Here is an 18,506-nt window from a genome sequence, read left to right as displayed (position 1 = left end):
GACTTAAAAAAAACGCGCTTGATGCGCGTTTTTTTATACTTTATTTAAAAGCTTATAGCAGTTAAATACATTATATTCCTTAATCACGAAACTTGAATGAAGTGCCACGACATTGTCAATTTTTCCAATTCTACGCAGCAAAATATCACTATAATCATCCATATTTCGGGCAACCAATTCTAAAATAAAATCAGCACTCTGCCCTGTTACCAAAAATGCATTGGTGACTTCTGGAATATCTTCAATTTCAGTTAAAAATTTATCAAAGGTTTCGGTATCATGTTTACTTAGAGAAACTTGTAGCAGGATATGCAAAGTAAACCCAAGCTTCGCGAAATTAATATCACGCTTTAGACTACTCATGATATTGGTTTCTATTAAATGCTTAATACGTCGATGCACCGAACTGACTGAAAGACTGATCCGCTCAGAAAGTTCATTTAGATTAACATCTTCATGGGTTAATATTTCAAGAATTTGTTTGTCAAAACGATCGAGTTCCATCGTTACTCCACAAGCTTAATCGTGATATTTGAGTGTATTGGAACTTTTATAATGCTTAAATTTTTACAGGGTCAAGGGAAAACATCTGTTTACTTGTGACGACTCTTTCACCGATAAGTGAATTCATCTTGCAATTAACTTGTGGTCAATCCTGTCAAAGCTGAGTCGAGACCTTTTGGGCTAGATCTGCGTATCTCCCAATCCGCAGACCACTCTTCTCAACCCCCATCACACCCTGATCTATAAAGTACCAATATCTGTACGAGATTATTTCCCTAAAATAAGAAAAAACCAAGATAAATCTAAATTATTTTTCATTAAAAATAAATTTTATGTAATTTATTTCCAAATTATGATAATTAATTGATTATAAATATCAGCTTACCGCCTATAATTAATAAAATTTACTTTAAAAACCAAGAGAGAAAGAGCGATCGACTTCTAAAGGAATATTTAGATAATTGCAATAAATTGGAACATGCATGATTTATTTTAGGACTTTTTAATATCGATTATTCTGAATAAAAAATTTAGAGTTTTCAAAGATTACATATAGTTATCTTGTTTAATTCTTTTTCTTCATATTGACTATTTTTTTGGATGTTTTTCAACCAAACACAAAAGACTCATTAGTCTGTCTTAATTATTGGCATTATTCTTGTTAGTAAGAACACGAAGCTTTTTTTGATTTCAGCTTTTACTATTATCCTTGGAGTTATCGTGATCAAACTTAATAAATTAGTACTCTGTATGAGTACATTAGGACTCTCTACAATCTCACTTCCAACATTTGCAGCAGCAAGTGAACAACAAGAAATTCAACAATTACGTGCAGAAGTCGCAGAACTTCGCGCATTAATTCAACAACAGGCGGCAACTCAGAAACAAATCGTGGCAGAGCAAAAAGCACGTCCAGTGGTTGTGGCTTCTGCACCTGCGGTGGTCGTGGCACAAGCTCCTGCCGCACCTGCGCCTGCTAATACAAAACCAGGTTGGTTCACTCTACCAGATGGTCAAACTCAGGTTAAACTTTATGGTAGCGTCCGTGCAGATGCGACTTATGACTTTAAAGGTACCAATGCGGATACCACCAATATCAATAACCCAACCAACAAAGTTCCTTTAAACTCTGCCAATGCGACCGAAGATGCACTGAATGTGACTGCGGCAACGACTCGTTTTGGATTGGATTTCTCTCGTCCAAGTGATATTGGTGAGATTACTGGTAAAATTGAAGCCGACTTTATGGGCTCGTCTGGCACAAACGGAACGGGATCATTACGTGTTCGTCATGCCTATGTTAATGTTGGAAAATGGTTGGCAGGTCAAACCACTTCTCCATTTGTAAACGTTGATACCGCACCTGAAACAGTCGACTTCAATGGCCCAATGGGCTATGGATCAACACGTACCGTTCAGGTTCGTTATACTCAGCCAATTGATGCCAATCAAAAACTGTTACTGGCATTAGAAGGCGGTGATGTGGATAACATTACCACAGGCAATACCACAGTGAATGCAAATGGTGTCACCTCAAGTGGTGGTAACCGTTTTCCTGCATTCACTGCACGTTATGATTTTAAAACGGCTGATAATAAATTCTTAGTTCAAGCACATGCACTTTTGCATGAAAATCGTATCTCAAGCAATGACAGTAACGACGAAGAGAAACTGGGCTGGGGGATTGGTTTAGGCGCAAAATATAAAATTACCGATGTAGATACCGTATTTGCTAACTACTATCATGTTAAGGGTGATAACCGTTATTTACTTTATGGCAACCCTGCTTATGTTGCTTCAAGCAATACTGATGGTAGCTTGAATATTTCAGAAAGTGAGTTTAACTCTGGCCTGATTGGATATTCACGTACATGGAGTCCAAAACTGAGATCAACGATTGCTGCGGGCGGTATTTGGTATAAAGACGACAATGGCTACGCTGATTTTGCTTCACGTGCAGCAACTACGGCAGCAACCCGTGATGGCTTGAATAAAACGTTGTATAACATCATCGTCAATTCATTCTATAGTCCAACCAAAGCGATTGATTTGGGTGTGGAATATACCTATGGTCAACGTAAGATTTTTGAACAGCTTGATCCAAATAAATCAGACGATGGTGATTATTCACGTCTAAACTTGATGGCTAAATATAACTTCTAGGTTTTTTGCGATTTAGAAAACCACAGATATATTCTGTGGTTTTTTATTACAAATCTTTATATTTAAGCAATAAAAAAGAGCCGATATCTCGGCTCTCCTTTCAACTACATAGACTTAATGCATCATCTGGATCTTGTCTAAAAATAATTTGGCACGATCATGACGTGCATGTAAATTACCGAAAAATTCGCTAGTCGCACAATCTTCCAGAATTTTACCTTCATCCATAAAAATGACGCGATTCGATACACGTTTGGCAAAGCCCATTTCATGCGTTACACACATCATAGTCATGCCTTCGTTTGCAAGCTGCATCATGACTTCTAAAACTTCACCGACCATCTCAGGGTCAAGCGCAGATGTAGGCTCATCAAACAACATACAAATCGGATCCATCGAAAGACCACGCGCAATCGCGACACGTTGCTGCTGACCACCAGACAACTGTCCTGGAAATTTGTCTTTGTGAGCCAGTAAACCGACCCGTTCCAGATACTTGATTCCCTTTTCACGTGCTTCAACGGATGAACGCTTGAGCACCTTAACTTGAGCCACAGTTAAATTCTCAAGCACTGTCATGTGGGGAAAGAGTTCAAAATGCTGGAAGACCATTCCGACTTTGGAACGAAATTTGGCAAGATTAGTTTTAGGATCGCGTAATGACACGCCATCTACCAAAATATTACCTTCCTGAATCGGTTCCAATGCATTAACTGTTTTAATCAATGTCGATTTTCCAGAACCTGAAGGCCCACAAACCACAACCACTTCACCTTTTTCAATACTGGTAGTGCAATCTGTTAAAACCTGAAAATCACCATACCATTTAGAGATATGTTGGATGTCTATCATTGGCATTTAAAATCTCCAATTAGCGAATGATGGCAATTTTCTGCTGTAATCGTTTCACGAGTTGCGAAAGCAAGAACGAACTACAGAAATAAACCAGTGCTACAATAAAATAAAAAGTTGCTTTAGTTTCAGGCCCATAGGTATTCGCCAGTGTATCGGCACGACCTAAAAAGTCAGGTGCGCTGATGACATAAACCAGTGAAATATCCTGAAATAAAATAATCGTTTGTGTCAAAAGTACAGGTAACATATTGCGAAAAGCCTGTGGTAACACCACATATTTCATGGATTGACCGTAGGTAAAACCCAATGCATAACCTGCATTCACCTGACCTTTAGAGACAGACTGGATACCCGAACGCACAATTTCTGAAAAGAATGCAGCTTCAAAAATCGCAAACGTTACCACACTGGAAAAAAGTGGGCCCCAGTAGGTATCTGATTGGAAGGCAAACACTTTTGGCAACAGAAAATAGAAGATAAAAATGACCTGAATCAGTGGAATGCCACGAAAAACATCCACATAAAACTTGGCAAAATTACGTGCCACAAAGTTATTGGATAAACGCATCATTGCCAAAGGTGTACCAATCAGGATGCCGCCAATCATCGATAGGACTGTCACCGTCAGGGTAAAAATAAAACCTTCTTTTAATGCATGAATCACATCAGGATTTTGTAATAAACTAAAGTCCATATTACTTCCCTCCTGAACCTAAACCAGGCACAGCCATTCTTTTTTCAATCCATGCCATCACAAATTTAATGCCATAGGTAATGATGAGATAAACAGGTGTAGATAAAATGAGAATCACAATATCCTGAGAAGTCTCTTCACGCATGGTTTTGGTATAAGCAAAGAAGTTCAATACACTTAAGGCATACAGCACCGCTGAGTTCTTAAATACATTCATGGCTTCAGATGTAATTGTTGGCCAAACGATACGATATGCAACAGGTAAAACTACATAGCGATAGCTTTGTCCTGTGGTAAAACCCAGCGCAGACGCCGCATATTTTTGACCACGTGAGACTGTGCTAATACCTGCACGAACATGTTCAGAAACTCGCGCGGCCGTATAAAGTCCCAACGCAAAAACACCAATAACAGCAGGATGCGTGTTTAAAATATTTTTCCACCAACCTCCCGCAACGATATCTCCACTGCCTGAACTCAAACTATCTGGTAAAAACTCAGGAAATACAAAAGCCCAGAAGAAAAGCTGTACGATTAAAGGAATATTACGAAAAATCTCAACATAGCAATTCCCAATAAATGCTAAAGGCTTATTAGGTAAAGTTCGAATAATGCCGAGTAATGAGCCCAAGAAAAATGCAATCAAAAATGCAGCAAATGATGTCCAAACCATGGTAAATACGCCTGAACCTAACATTTGAAGCCATGTAGGTGCATCGGCGTAAGGAGAATAACTTGCGCTACCTAATGCTTTACAGACAGACTCAGCCCACGCAGCTTTATCCAGTCCATATTCATTCGATTCAGCACAAAATGCAGTCCAGTTTAATGAGCCAACTGACATAGCTGCCCCTTTTATTAAAGTTCAAAAAAGCACAGCTCATGCAGCTAAATTCACTACATGAGCCAACAATTAACCTACCCTTATTTAGAGTTAAAAGTCAGTGCTAAATACCTGCATCTGTAGGATTCGCTTTTAATTTTTTGAACGACTGACTTTGTGGCATGTTCAGATTGGTATTTTTAGGAGGAATCGCAGATTGGAACCATTTTTTATACAAAGCATCCATCTGACCAGATTTCCACATTCCTTTTACGGTACGATCGGCCACCGCCTTAAATTTTGGATCATCTTTTGCAATCATGATGCCATAAGGTTCAGAAGATAGAACTGGCCCTACAATGGCAAACTCTTTTGGATTCGAAGACTTGGCAATAAGTCCTGCAAGAATATTATCATCCATGACAAATGCTGCTGCACGGCCAGAAGCCATCATTGCAAAGGAGTCCGCATGATCTTTACCATAAATGTTTTGCACATTAATTTTTTGACCACGCTCATTCATTTTGATGTATTTATCAGAGGTTGTACCCTGAGTCGTTACCACTGCTTTACCGTTTAAATCAGCAAGACTCTTAATGCCTGAATTAGCTTTAACCGCCATTCGCACTTCTGTTGCATAATAGTTAGTCGAAAAACCAACCTGCTCTTGACGTTGTTTCGAGTTAGTCGTCGTTCCACATTCCATATCAATATTGCCTGATAAAAGTTCAGGAATACGGGTAGATGAAGTAACCGCCTTATACTCTACTTTAAGATTTGGCATCTTAAGATCTTTCTTGATTTCATTGGCAAAGTTATTACAAATATCTACTGCATAACCGACTGGTTTACCGCCAACAACATAAGAAATTGGATCGGAAGATTCACGATGTCCAATCACAATTTTTCCACTTTTTTGAATTTTTGCCAAAGTATCGGCAGCCTGAACCTGTGTTGCTCCTCCGACTGTAAAAACCATAAGTGCTGATACAAGTAATGAGGTTGCTGAATGTTTCATAAAAACTCCTTGATTATAAGTTCTCCTCCTTTGGTATCTATTTGTATTATTCAACGATACTAAAGGATGAGCCTGTTTTTCCTAGTTGCAATTATCAAGCCAACTTTTAATTATTACTTATTATCGATTGATAATAGCTCTTTTTATACGCTTTTGAAAAAAAATGAAAAGGTTAAAAAATTCCTTTTTTGTTATACTTTAGTTTTAGTTATGGTTGTTTTTAGCTTAAGTGTCTTTTTTTTAAACAGTTTATTTAAATCATCTTAAAAAAATACGTCTCAATTGTGCACAAATTTAAAAAAATGCAACATCAATGAGCATTTCAACACAAAAACCAACATCACTGACATCTCTGGAGCAATTTCATCGCCTATAAAATTACGCTACATTTTTGTCAAATTTTAAAAGCACCTATTGTTTAATTCTCTTTATCAATCATCCTTACCTGAATTGTGCGTTTAGAAATATAGACTTTTAATAAACAACTCCATGGCACGTTGACTCTGCATGCTCTCTTTTGTGAAAAGCGCTCTTGAAAACTGAAGATGAATACCATTTATAGATTATGAGCTGATGATCATCACAATATCGTTGATTTATTCATATTTGAAACCATATAGATAGAGTCTCTCACTGCACTGTAAACCGTCTTTACAGTCAGCATTGAGTTTTTTTGCTATACTGTTTTTTTGAATATTTGATGTCTTAAATATTCAATTTATTATGTAGAGAACTAACTTCCTTATGATTCCAAATGCCTGTTGCGAACTTCCACAAACCAAACGAGGTCACGAACGACGTTTGGCACTTTTGCTCAGTGCAACGGAGCTTTTTTAGGAACGTGGTTACGATGCGGTATCTCTGGATGATATTGTCCATCATGCAGGTGGTTCAAAAGCGTCTATTTATAAATATTTTGGTAGTAAAGAAGGTCTTTTTAAGGCCATTTGTGACTACAGACGTGAACTTTTTTTTAAAAATATATGTGTGGCGTTTAATAGTCATGAGGATTTGAGAAGTTATCTCATCCAGACTTTAATTGGGTTTTATCAGAAAATTACCTGTGTAGAAAATGCAGCCTTTATGCGTCTTGTCATTGAACGCTCGCAAAGTGATCCAGAGTTGGCTTTGTATCTTCATGAAAGAGGCCCTGAATACGTTCAAAAAACAATAGCTTGTGCTTTGGCACAAGCGACTCAACAAGGCAAAATCAACTGTTCGCAACCGCTTCATTCTGCAATTATGTATTTTGGTATTTTACGTAATATTGAATGGAAAGTGACGATGGGCGTTCCCATGAAAATTGATGATCAGGAAATTTTGGATCATATCGAATATTGCGTTGATGTTTTTTTAAACGGTCATAGAATCAGCTAATTTCTTTGCATTTTCAATCACGTGTAGTATAGTATTCGATTCTTTTTTCGTTCATTTATCAGCAACTAATTGTTGTTTAACAACAATTATTGTGGAGTAACCATGGCTCTACGGCATTTCTTAACTTTACGTGACTTATCTTCTTCAGAACTTCAACGCATTTTAGCTCGTGCAAGTGAACTAAAACGCTTACAGCATGAGAAACAGATATTTCAGCCTTTTGTTGGTAAAGTTCTAGGAATGATTTTTGAGAAATCAAGTACACGTACCCGTATTTCTTTTGAGGCTGGAATTAATCAATTTGGTGGCAGTGCAATTTTTCTTTCACCACGTGATACCCAATTAGGTCGCGGTGAACCGATTGAAGATTCTGCCCGTGTTATTTCAAGCATGCTTGATATTGTCATGATCCGTACTTTTGGGCATGAAATTGTTGAACAATTTGCTTCGTACTCTAAAGTGCCCGTGATTAATGGCTTAACCGATGATCACCATCCTTGTCAGCTTTTAGCTGATCTACAAACCTATCAAGAACATCGTGGCAGTATTGAAGGTAAAACTGTGGCATGGATTGGTGATGGTAATAATATGTGTAATTCATATATTGAAGCTGCACATATGATGGGCTTTAAACTGAAAATTGCTTCACCTAAAGGCTATGAACCAAAACCTGAATTTTTGTCTGAATTTGCACATTGTGTTGAAGTTTTTGACAATGCAGAAGATGCAGCCGTCAATGCAGATTTGATTGTGACCGATGTTTGGGCAAGTATGGGACAAGAAGAAGAACAAAAGCTACGCGAACAGGCTTTTGCAAACTTTCAAGTCAATGAAAAACTCATGGATATAGCACATCCAGATTGCTTATTTATGCATTGTTTACCCGCGCATCGTGGCGAAGAAATCTCTGAACATATGCTAGATCATAAAAATTCTGTGGTTTGGGATGAAGCTGAAAATCGCCTACATGCGCAAAAGGCATTGATGGAATTCTTGCTAAACGAATAATCAAAATAAGATGTTTGATGTAAAAAAACGCTGTTTTAAAACAGCGTTTTTTATGTTTAAAATTAAAAGCAATTATCGGATCAAACCTTGCGGCTGCAAAATAATTAAACTCGCACCAATTAAAACCACGATGCCACCCAACAAATCCCAGCGTGTTAATGCAACCTGATCAACAAAACGCAACCACATCAGCGCTGTGAAAATATAGACCCCGCCATAAGCAGCATAAATGCGTCCTGAAGCAGTTGGATGCAAGGTTAAAAGCCATACAAATAATGCAAGGCTAGCTATGGTAGGAATCCATAACCATGTACTTTTCCCCTCTTTTAAAATTAAGTAGGGAAAATAGCAGCCCAATATTTCAGCAATAGCAGTGATTAAAAATAACCCGAATACACTGAGTATTCGGGTGATTGAGAAATCTTCTAGCATCGATTAAGCAGGCTCAGCCGTTTGGTCTTCAAAGACAGAAAGCTGTAATCCAACTTCTTTACCATCTTCTTTTTTCACAGAAACAGCGACATTGCCGCCATGATCAGCCAGCTCACCAAACAAAATCATTTCAGCAAGCGGCTTTTTCAAATGTTCCTGAATTAGACGCTGCATCGGACGTGCTCCCATTTGACGATCATAACCATTGGTGGCTAACCAATCACGAGCAGATTGATCAACTTCAAGCACTACTTTTTTATCATCCAGTTGTGCTTGTAGCTCGGTCAAGAACTTATCAACCACTGATTCGATCACTGAAGTTGGTAAAGCTTTAAATTGAATAACGCCATCTAAACGGTTACGGAATTCAGGAGCAAATGCACGTTTCATCGCTTCCTGATTATCATTGCTATTATCTTGCTCAGTGAAACCGATACTGGTTCTTGAAATACTTTCGGCCCCAATATTCGTGGTCAAAACAATAATCACATTTCTAAAATCAGACTTGCGACCATTGTTGTCCGTTAATGCACCATGATCCATCACTTGCAGCAATAAATTAAATACATCCGAATGCGCTTTTTCAATTTCATCTAACAATAATACGCAATGTGGATTTTTGTGAATCGCATCAGTCAGCAAACCACCCTGATCATATCCTACATAACCTGGAGGTGCGCCAATCAAACGTGAAACCGCATGACGTTCCATATATTCCGACATATCAAAACGTACCAATTCCACGCCTAACAATTTTGCCAATTGTTTGGTGACTTCTGTTTTACCCACCCCAGTTGGACCTGCAAATACAAAACTACCGACAGGCTTATCTGGTGCTTTTAATCCTGCGCGAGATAATTTAATCGCAGAAGCAAGTGCGCTAATCGCTTCATCTTGACCAAACACCACGCGTTTTAAGTCTCGTTCAAGATATTCAAGCACTGCTTTATCATCTTTAGAGACTGTTTTCGGTGGAATACGGGCAATTTTAGAAACAATATCTTCAATATTTTCAATGGTAATCAAACTATCGTCTGATTCTGCTTTTAAACGGCGCTGTGCACCAGCTTCATCAATTACATCAATGGCTTTATCTGGCAAGAAACGATCATTGATAAATTTGGAAGATAGCTCTACTGCTGCAACTAAAGCTTTATCTTCATACTCAACATGATGAAAATCTTCAAACTTGGTTTTAAGACCGCGTAAAATATCGATGGTTTCAGAAATACTTGTTTCATTCACATCGACTTTTTGGAAACGGCGCGATAATGCATGATCTTTTTCAAAAACCTGACGATATTCCTGAAAAGTGGTTGATCCGATGCAACGTAAAGTACCATTGGCTAATGCCGGCTTGATGAGGTTAGATGCATCCATGGTACTGCCCATACTTGAGCCTGCACCAATAATCATGTGGATTTCATCAATAAACAAAATCGCATTTGGATTTTTCTTTAACGCATTGAGCAGTTGTTTCAAGCGTTTTTCAAAGTCACCACGATATTTGGTTCCTGCAACTAAGGCGCCAATATCCAGACTATAGACTTCAGCATTTGCAAGTGGTTTTGGCGCTTTGCCATTGACAATAAGCCATGCCAAACCTTCTGCAATTGAGGTTTTACCCACGCCAGGATCACCCACTAACAGTGGATTATTTTTACGACGACGGCAAAGAATCTGAGCGGTACGCTCTATCTCTTTTTCACGCCCAATCAGAGGATCTGTTTTACCTTTAAGCGCTTCGTTGTTGAGATTTAGCGTAAATTGTTCTAAAGGGCCTGCATTTGAAGATGAAGCAGCATCTCCTTCGATATCTTCAACCTCTTCTTCTGCCTGAATATCTTCTTTACGGGTTCCATGAGAGAGATACTGCGTTAAGGTCAATCGGTTGATTTGATGACGCTTTAGAAGATAAACCGCAAAAGAATCACGTTCAGAATACATCGCCACTAATACATCTGCACCTTCAACGGTACGATCACCGCCACTAGATTGCACATGAAAAATAGCACGCTGTAAAATTCGGTCAAAACTTTCAGTCGGATGTGGAGCTTGGTCGTTATTTTCACCAAGCTTCGGTGTATGTTGTTCTACATATTCTTCTAGTTCTTTACGCAATGAAACTATATCAGCGCCACACGCCTTAAGTGCATTAACAGCCGAATCATTATCGAGCAAAGCCAGCAATAAGTGTTCTACAGTGAGAAACTCATGCCTTTTTTGACGAGCCATGCTTACAGCCAAACGTAAGGATACTTCTAATTGACGACTGAGCATACGACCCCCTTTAATCTTTGGGTTCGATCTGACAAAGTAATGGATGACCTTGGGATCGAGCGTAATTATTTACTTGGTTTGCCTTCGTCTCCGCAATGTCTCTCGGATAAACACCAGCAACACCTTTACCTTCATAGTGTACAGTTAGCATTACTTGAGTGGCTTGGTCAAGATTCAATGCAAAGTATTGTTGTAAAATTTCAATTACAAAGTCCATTGGGGTGTAATCATCATTCAACAATACTACCGCATATAGAGGTGGACGTTTTAGCTGAGGCTCAGCAGTTTGTACTGCAATATCACCTTCTGGCTCGTTACTTTGCGAATCACTTAAGCACGGATTGATATGCCAATCGACATATCCAGATTGGTAAAAGGAAGCTTTCACGTCTTTTAAACTAATTTGTCGCTTATTGGTTCGCATATACTCTTTGATTCACTCTTAATTTGCATTTGCTTCGGCTTGCGGGATTTCTGCAACAAAAGCAGATTCCGCCTCAACTGGTTTTCCACGTTGCCAGCTAAAACGTTTGGTAACAGGTGTAGCTCCTGTCAATCGAACTTCAATAAACTGCGGAGTAAAACCTTTAGGCATCGTCCAGCGTCCTGTTAAACGTTCAAAATCATCAAAATTGAAATTGTTGTCTTCTAGTGGCACTACTAAAATCTCATCACCTTGTATCAGACGCATCTCTACCGAGCCTGTTGCACGACGTTTATTTGGGCTAACTTGTACCAAATCAAGCTGATATTCAAAGGCATTTTCAGGCAATGGTTTAATTGCCAAATCTTGAATCGTTAAGCTCAAACCGCCTCGTTGACGTAATATCTCACGATAAAGCGCACTCATACCTTCCATTTGCGCCTTATCATTCTTTGCTTGAGTAATCCCCTGATATAAATCATTGGCATTGCTCACTGCAACATCTCGTTCTTGTACAGTTGCATTCAAACTTTTATTGACAGCATCTAAAGCAGTTTTCTGCTTTTGAACCACTTCAACCAATTGTTCCGCATCTGCATCGTAACCTACTACAGTCAATCCTTGACGATGTCCAACGGTATAACCCAACGAAACACTACCCAAAATCAGAACAATCGCTCCAATCACTAAGGGTCTGTTCGTATGCCAAAATGATGGCTTGGGTGTGTGTAGATCATCATTATTTATTTGTTCAGTATTCTGCATCGCCATCTCTGTTTGAAGATAGAACCAAAGCACACATTTAAATCGAAATTTAAATGTGTGTGAAGCTTAAAAGCGTTTTTTATGGTAATAAACCAATACCTGTTAGACCTGCATCTTCGGCAAAATCAAACATCAGGTTCATATTTTGTACAGCCTGCCCCGCAGCACCTTTTACTAAATTATCCTGTACCGATAGTACAATCAATTTATGGGGTTGCGGTTTGTACAATGCAATGCGTAATTCATTTGCTCCGCGTACACTGCGCGTTTCAGGTGAGCTATTTGGTGGCATCACATCTACAAATTTTTCATCGGCATAAAATTGCTCATAAAGCGCTTGAATATCTGTATTTGCACCCTGTTCAGTCAAATCAAGATAAATAGTGCTTAACATACCGCGAATCATCGGCACCAGATGCGGAACAAACACGATATGATCAAAGACACCCTTTTGACCTGAAATATTTTCGAGTGCTTCTACAATTTCAGGATGATGGCGATGTCCACTCACCCCATAGGCTTTAAAATTATCGGCATTTTCCGAGTAGATCATGCCCATACTCGCTTTACGACCAGCACCAGATACACCCGATTTGGCATCAATAATAATGCTTGAAGGGTTTACTAAGTTTTGTTCAGATTTCAATAACGGTGCTAAACCCAACTGTACCGTGGTTGGATAACAACCTGGATTACCAATTACACTAGCCTGCTTAATTCTCTCACGATTAAGTTCAGTCAAACCATAAGCTGAATTTTGTAAAATATCAGGGCAACTGTGCTGCAAACCATACCATTTTTCAAATTGTTCTAGATTTTGTAAACGAAAATCGGCAGCAAGATCGATCACTTTAGTCTGGGCTGCCACCAGTTCTTTTGCATGTTGCATCGCCACACCATGCGGTGTAGCAAAAAACACCACATCACATTGTTTTAATAGATCCAGATTCAAATCTGAAAATTCAAGATCAGTATGACCACGAAGGCTTGGAAACATATCGGCAACGCGTTTACCAGCTTCAGTACGTGAAGTAAGGACTCGAACAGTGACCTGCGGATGTCGTAATAAAAGACGCAATAATTCAACGCCAGTATATCCAGTTCCCCCAACAATTCCGACAGAGACCACGATTATTACCTCTAAATTTCAACCGAATGGCGGATAGTATGGCAGTTTACTCGGATTTCTACAATCGACTCAGAGACCTAAAAAAAGCTTTTTAAAGGCGCTTCAAATTAGCCTTGTAATAAAGTATTTGTCACATATCCGACCATTGGTCAAAAATTACTTTAGCCATTATATTGAGATGGCATAAAATGAAACTAAAGCCGACATTTTAAACTGAATAAAACTTTGTAATCGCAAAATAAGTTCTAAAAAGTATTTGATGTCGTTAAATGACAAGGATTTAAATCTAAAATTTAAATAGGCTTCTTTGATAAATCCCCTTTATTTCTCCATACGCGAGAAAAATAAAGAAGGTTTAAATAATGATGAAAGAAGTCTAATGATGATTTGTCAGTATATAAAACTGACTCCTTACTTGACACGGATGACTAAAACTTCAGGGGTGAAGGAATGCCTTTTTTTAAAAGCAGACAATATCAATATAGCAATCTATTCAAATCAATTGGCATCATAATATTGAGTAGTTATCTTGCCAGTTGTGGGGGAAGTTCTAACACCCCTCCAACAACACAGCAAAATAACGAAAATTCAAACAATCAAGTTTTACAACCAAACGAAGTCCTGATTAAACTCCCTTTGGAAGTACATGATGTGAATCTTAAACTTTATGACAATACCAATAATCAAGTCGTTACTGAGGTCAGTTCTTTTAGCGGAACGTCTTCAATTTTGAAGTTTCCAATTGAAAAAGCAAATCGAATCTATCGTCTTGAGATGACGACCAATCAGAACTCTCAAATTTATGATTTTATTAATGATAAGTTTATCAATTTTGTGGGCACTTATCATGCATTGTTGTGGCCAACATCCACTGAGTCACGTATATTTTTTGCGAGTCCTGTATCTGAGGCCATTTACCAAAGAGCTTTAGTCCGCGCAGGTCAACTTCCAAATGAAAATATCGAAAACTCAAAAATTAATGACACACATTTTACGATGGCAATGCAAGATGTAAATGCCGCACTACTCAATGCATTTAAAAATGAAAACACCCCGACTTTAAGCAATGCCAATGCATTAACCAATCTGAGTTATACAGCATCTCCTCAGAATCTTTATTTAGATAGTTATTTAAGCTTTGGATACTTTGTGTATTGGTATAACTCACATAATCAAAGTAGCAACTATTATTCAGAATTTACTCAAAACATTGCACTCGATTTGGCAGATGGCTATCTGGATGGAAAAGCAGTGAATGGTCATACCACTGATTTTGCGCCAATGGTGAGTACTGTCGAAAATACGGAAGCAATATTAAATACGGCTCCTGATATTGGAGCAAATCAAAAAACTGTCAGAGAACTGTTTGCAAGCCGTCTAAAAAATGCGGTATTAGACTTAGCTGCTCGTCAACTGCAACCCAGTTTAAATGGAATAGGCTATAAAGCATTGAACGAGCGCGCCTATAGTGGAACGCCGAATACCGCTTATAATACTGTTAATATCCGAACGAGTGGTGCGGGTGACTATCGACGTGCTATTGGATTTACCAATTCAAGTGTATGTGGAGATTCTATTTATCCATGTAAGCAAGGCATTACTGGAATAAATACTGAAAATACAGATATTAACTTTCCCACAATTGAATATTTAGTGGGTCGCTATGAAGCCAATAACTGTATTTTAAAAGTCCGAGCAACAGGTGAAATTGAACTCAGTCAGGGCGAACAGACTTATAAATCTAGCTTAAACGGCGGAAGTACAGATAACTTGCTGCAAGTCAATGCATCCACAAACGACTATATTCTCAATAGCGGCTCTGCTGAACCGAGCAATAATTCTCAACAGTATCCGTTTATTCAGCTTAAAATTAAAGATAACAAAATTCTGTCTGCAACAGCGGGTTTAGATAAACATACTTCACCTGCACAACTCGAAACCGAGAAATTAAGCTGTAATTTCAATTAAATGTGTGATAGGAGCCGTAATGCATTATGGCTCCTAATACCACCACACAGGTAATTGATAACTTTTCAGTTGCTTACGATGCTTGGAATATTTTGGATCGAATTTTTCAACTTCAGCCCAGAACTGCACGCTATGATTAAAATAACGCGTATGCGCCAATTCATGTACGCAAACATAGCGTACGATTTCAGGCTGCATTAAGACCAAGCCTGCATGTAACATAATATTGTGCTGCGCGCTGCAACTTCCCCATCGGGTTTTAGGCCGTCGAATACTACAATCACGAAACGAAAGTCCAACCTGCTGACTGATTTCCTTCAGATATACGGGTAAATATTGTTTTGCATAGTCGTAGATCATATCTTTCAACACGGTATTGCCTTTATCTTCTCGAATAAAGACGCACGCTTGTTCATGATCAATCAGATAATTTTTATGCTGTTTACGCAAAATAATCTGATAAGGCTGATCTTGATTAAAAAAATGAATCTGCTGGAGATTTGAACTTGCAAGTTGTTGTTGCTGAGTCTGTTTCTGCCAAGTTTGTAATAACCACTCTTGCGAATGATCCAAAAATTGCTGAATTTGCTTTTTTGTACAAAATAACGGCACAGTTAAACGAATTTGATGCGGTTCGACACGTAAACGCAAATGTCTTGCCCTTACATGTCTGACCATCTTAATTTCGGGTAATGATTCCAAAAGCATTAAATCGCTGTACGTTCTTCAATCCCACTATTGGTTGCCACAATCGCAACAGATGCAGGATTCAGCGCAAAAATACCATTAGTGACCACACCTGGAATATCATTTAATGTCTTTTCAAGTTCAATGGCATTTAGGATATTTAAATTATAAACATCTAAAATCACGTTGCCATTATCGGTGACCACACCTTCACGATAGACTGGATCACCGCCTAAAGTGACAATTTTACGTGCGACAGCAGAACGTGCCATTGGAATGACTTCAACAGGTAATGGAAATTCACGACCTAATTGTTCCACCCATTTTGAATCATCGACGATACATACGAACTTTTTGGCGATAGATGCCACAATCTTTTCACGTGTGAGCGCAGCACCACCGCCCTTGATCATATGCATATGGCGATCAATTTCATCAGCGCCATCAACATAAGCATCCAAGCCACCGACATGATTCATATCCACCACTTCAATGCCTAACTTTTGTAGGCGCTCGGCAGTGGCCTGAGAACTGGCAACAGCTGCTTCGAGCTGTAATTCAGGTAGTAGATCAATCAGAAAATTGACTGTGCTGCCAGTTCCTACTCCTAATATGCCACCTCTTGGCAAGTGTTTTAAAGCTGCTTTCGCAGCAGCTTGTTTTTTCTCATCTTGGGTTGCATACAGGCTCATGACATCACTCAACTATTATTTTTGACATTAGGACGAATTAATCGGCGCAAATGCCTAGGGGTTTGTTACAATAATCGTTTATTTTAAACTGTTAGATGGAAGATTAACATGCTGTCTCGTTTGGTTCGACAAATTTTACAGGCAACGGTGTATGACGTTGCAATCGAAACCCCACTCGAAGCAGCGCCACGAATTAGTGAAAAACTGAATAATAACATTCGTTTTAAACGCGAAGATTTACAACCTGTTTTTTCTTTTAAACTACGCGGTGCCTATAACCGTATTAGCCAACTCCCAAAATCCCAATTGGAACGTGGTGTCATCACCGCTTCAGCAGGTAACCATGCTCAAGGTGTTGCATTATCTGGTCAAAAATTAGGAATACGCGCCATTATCGTAATGCCTAAAACCACACCCGATATTAAAGTTCAGGCCGTAAAGCGTTTAGGCGGTGAAGTCGTATTACACGGCGACTCTTTTGATGTCGCCAATAAATACGCGATTCAACGTGCCAAAGATGAAGGCATGACCTTTATTCCACCTTATGACGATGAACTGGTCATGGCGGGTCAAGGCACGATTGCCAATGAAATTTTACGTCAATGGCGCGATGTGGAATATGTGTTTGTTGCTGTGGGTGGTGGTGGCTTGATTGCAGGGGTTGCCGCTTATTTAGGTGATGTTGCACCACATGTCAAAGTGATTCCAGTTGAATATGATGAATCAGCCTGTTTGAAAGCAGCCTTTGAACATAATCAACGCGTGATCTTGCCGCATGTCGGTTTATTCGCCGATGGTACTGCGGTGGCTCAAATTGGTGAAAAACCATTTGAAGTGATTCAACTGCAAAAATCAGACAACTCTGGGCAAATTGTTGAACGTGAAGTCGTATTGGTAAATACAGACGAAATTTGTGCCGCCATTAAAGATACTTTTGATGAGTGTCGCAGCATCGTTGAGCCTTCAGGCGCAATGGCTTTGGCTGGTATAAAAAAATACGTTGAACAGTATCAAATTCAGGACAAAAATATTGTTTCCATCGTTTGCGGTGCAAACATGAATTTTGACCGCTTACGGTATATTGCTGAACGTACTGAATTGGGTGAACATAAAGAAGCTATTTTTGCAGTCACCATTCCTGAACAAAAAGGCGCATTTTTAAATTTCTGCCGTGCTTTACATGGCCGTAATATTACCGAATTTAATTATCGTGCAAGTGATAGCAACCAAGCTCAGGTATTTGTTGGCATCAGTCTAAAATCAGGTCAGGCTGAACGTATCGAGATCTTTAATTCACTTAAAGAATTGTATGAAGTCGATGATTTGTCTGATGATGAAGTGGCTAAACTGCATATTCGATATTTGATTGGTGGTCATGCCAATATTGAAAATGAACGTTTATTCCGTGTTGAATTCCCTGAACGCCCAGGTGCCCTACTTACTTTCCTTGAGCGCTTAGGTCCAACGCATAATATTAGCTTATTCCACTATCGCAATCACGGCGCTGCCGAAGGTCGCGTACTGGTTGGATTACAGGCGACAGATACGCAGGAAAATCCAGATGTATTAATCGAAACATTGGAAAACATTACGTACCCTTATGAAGAAATCACAGCCAATATTGGTTATCAGCGTTTCTTGAAATAATTTTTCAGCGTTTTCAAACATAAACCGATTTGGATTTGGA

Annotated in this window: 16 protein-coding genes and 1 pseudogene; 5 read left to right on the top strand and 12 right to left on the bottom strand. The window is 38.9% G+C overall.

The features are described 5' to 3' along the window. Positions 1 to 33: 33 nt before the first annotated feature. Complete coding sequence (locus J500_RS01655; protein ID WP_004989241.1) at positions 34 to 504, bottom strand: Lrp/AsnC family transcriptional regulator; 471 nt, start codon at positions 502 to 504, stop codon at positions 34 to 36. 720 nt (positions 505 to 1,224) lie between these two features. Here J500_RS01655 and J500_RS01650 point away from each other — a divergent pair. Beyond that, entirely contained in the window at positions 1,225 to 2,667 is a 1,443-nt protein-coding gene (locus J500_RS01650) for a DcaP family trimeric outer membrane transporter (RefSeq protein WP_004989243.1), read from the top strand. Positions 2,668 to 2,781: 114 nt separating this feature from the next. On the opposite strand, the gene J500_RS01645 is transcribed toward J500_RS01650, so the two are convergent. The 4 genes from J500_RS01645 to J500_RS01630 all read right to left on the bottom strand — a co-directional run bounded on the left by J500_RS01645 (position 2,782) and on the right by J500_RS01630 (position 6,057). Further along, positions 2,782 to 3,525 carry an amino acid ABC transporter ATP-binding protein gene (locus J500_RS01645; protein ID WP_004989245.1) on the bottom strand — a complete coding sequence of 248 codons (744 nt, stop codon included), beginning with the start codon at positions 3,523 to 3,525 and terminating at the stop codon, positions 2,782 to 2,784. A 13-nt stretch (positions 3,526 to 3,538) separates the two neighbouring features. Next, entirely contained in the window at positions 3,539 to 4,216 is a 678-nt protein-coding gene (locus J500_RS01640; RefSeq protein WP_004989246.1) for an amino acid ABC transporter permease, read from the bottom strand. 1 nt (position 4,217) lies between these two features. After that, positions 4,218 to 5,060, bottom strand: a complete 843-nt coding sequence (locus J500_RS01635) for an amino acid ABC transporter permease (protein ID WP_004989247.1) — start codon at positions 5,058 to 5,060, stop codon at positions 4,218 to 4,220. Positions 5,061 to 5,163: 103 nt separating this feature from the next. Continuing rightward, positions 5,164 to 6,057 (bottom strand): amino acid ABC transporter substrate-binding protein, encoded by an 894-nt coding sequence (locus tag J500_RS01630; protein WP_004989248.1) that lies wholly within the window; start codon positions 6,055 to 6,057, stop codon positions 5,164 to 5,166. A gap of 744 nt (positions 6,058 to 6,801) precedes the next feature. Here J500_RS01630 and J500_RS01625 point away from each other — a divergent pair. Together J500_RS01625 and argF are read left to right on the top strand one after the other, a co-directional pair. Further along, a pseudogene (locus J500_RS01625) lies at positions 6,802 to 7,434 on the top strand (TetR/AcrR family transcriptional regulator). A gap of 102 nt (positions 7,435 to 7,536) precedes the next feature. Continuing rightward, positions 7,537 to 8,442, top strand: coding sequence for an ornithine carbamoyltransferase (gene argF / locus J500_RS01620; RefSeq protein ID WP_004989252.1), 906 nt, complete (start codon positions 7,537 to 7,539; stop codon positions 8,440 to 8,442). Positions 8,443 to 8,514: 72 nt separating this feature from the next. On the opposite strand, the gene J500_RS01615 is transcribed toward argF, so the two are convergent. The 5 genes from J500_RS01615 to argC all read right to left on the bottom strand — a co-directional run bounded on the left by J500_RS01615 (position 8,515) and on the right by argC (position 13,478). After that, positions 8,515 to 8,874, bottom strand: a complete 360-nt coding sequence (locus J500_RS01615) for a YnfA family protein (protein ID WP_034697778.1) — start codon at positions 8,872 to 8,874, stop codon at positions 8,515 to 8,517. 3 nt (positions 8,875 to 8,877) lie between these two features. Further along, positions 8,878 to 11,154, bottom strand: a complete 2,277-nt coding sequence (clpA, locus tag J500_RS01610; protein WP_034697777.1) for an ATP-dependent Clp protease ATP-binding subunit ClpA — start codon at positions 11,152 to 11,154, stop codon at positions 8,878 to 8,880. Between the two features lie 10 nt (positions 11,155 to 11,164). Further along, positions 11,165 to 11,578, bottom strand: a complete 414-nt coding sequence (gene clpS / locus J500_RS01605; protein WP_004997476.1) for an ATP-dependent Clp protease adapter ClpS — start codon at positions 11,576 to 11,578, stop codon at positions 11,165 to 11,167. An 18-nt stretch (positions 11,579 to 11,596) separates the two neighbouring features. Then, the gene (locus tag J500_RS01600; protein WP_104794893.1) at positions 11,597 to 12,349 is read right to left on the bottom strand and encodes a DUF6776 family protein; all 753 of its coding nucleotides are present in this window, start codon (positions 12,347 to 12,349) and stop codon (positions 11,597 to 11,599) included. 73 nt (positions 12,350 to 12,422) lie between these two features. Next, on the bottom strand, positions 12,423 to 13,478 hold the full coding sequence (gene argC / locus J500_RS01595; protein ID WP_171063275.1) for an N-acetyl-gamma-glutamyl-phosphate reductase: 1,056 nt from the start codon (positions 13,476 to 13,478) through the stop codon (positions 12,423 to 12,425). Between the two features lie 510 nt (positions 13,479 to 13,988). Between argC and J500_RS01590 the strand changes: the two genes are divergently transcribed. Next, positions 13,989 to 15,440 (top strand): hypothetical protein, encoded by a 1,452-nt coding sequence (locus J500_RS01590; protein ID WP_227546593.1) that lies wholly within the window; start codon positions 13,989 to 13,991, stop codon positions 15,438 to 15,440. 33 nt (positions 15,441 to 15,473) lie between these two features. Here the strand turns inward: J500_RS01590 and J500_RS01585 are convergent, their stop codons facing one another. Beyond that, positions 15,474 to 16,148 (bottom strand): SprT family zinc-dependent metalloprotease, encoded by a 675-nt coding sequence (locus J500_RS01585; protein WP_004989264.1) that lies wholly within the window; start codon positions 16,146 to 16,148, stop codon positions 15,474 to 15,476. Further along, positions 16,148 to 16,819 (bottom strand): ribose-5-phosphate isomerase RpiA, encoded by a 672-nt coding sequence (gene rpiA / locus J500_RS01580; protein WP_004989265.1) that lies wholly within the window; start codon positions 16,817 to 16,819, stop codon positions 16,148 to 16,150. Before rpiA ends, J500_RS01585 begins: the two co-directional genes overlap by 1 nt. Positions 16,820 to 16,927: 108 nt before the next feature. Here rpiA and ilvA point away from each other — a divergent pair, with 108 nt between their 5' ends. Then, on the top strand, positions 16,928 to 18,466 hold the full coding sequence (gene ilvA, locus J500_RS01575; RefSeq protein WP_004989268.1) for a threonine ammonia-lyase, biosynthetic: 1,539 nt from the start codon (positions 16,928 to 16,930) through the stop codon (positions 18,464 to 18,466). Positions 18,467 to 18,506 lie beyond the last annotated feature (40 nt).

The sequence above is a fragment of the Acinetobacter sp. 479375 genome, from assembly GCF_000581715.1.
Taxonomy (GTDB): domain Bacteria; phylum Pseudomonadota; class Gammaproteobacteria; order Pseudomonadales; family Moraxellaceae; genus Acinetobacter; species Acinetobacter ursingii.
Note: the sequence above shows the minus strand (reverse complement) of the source record. Positions and strands in the feature narration are given on the sequence as shown.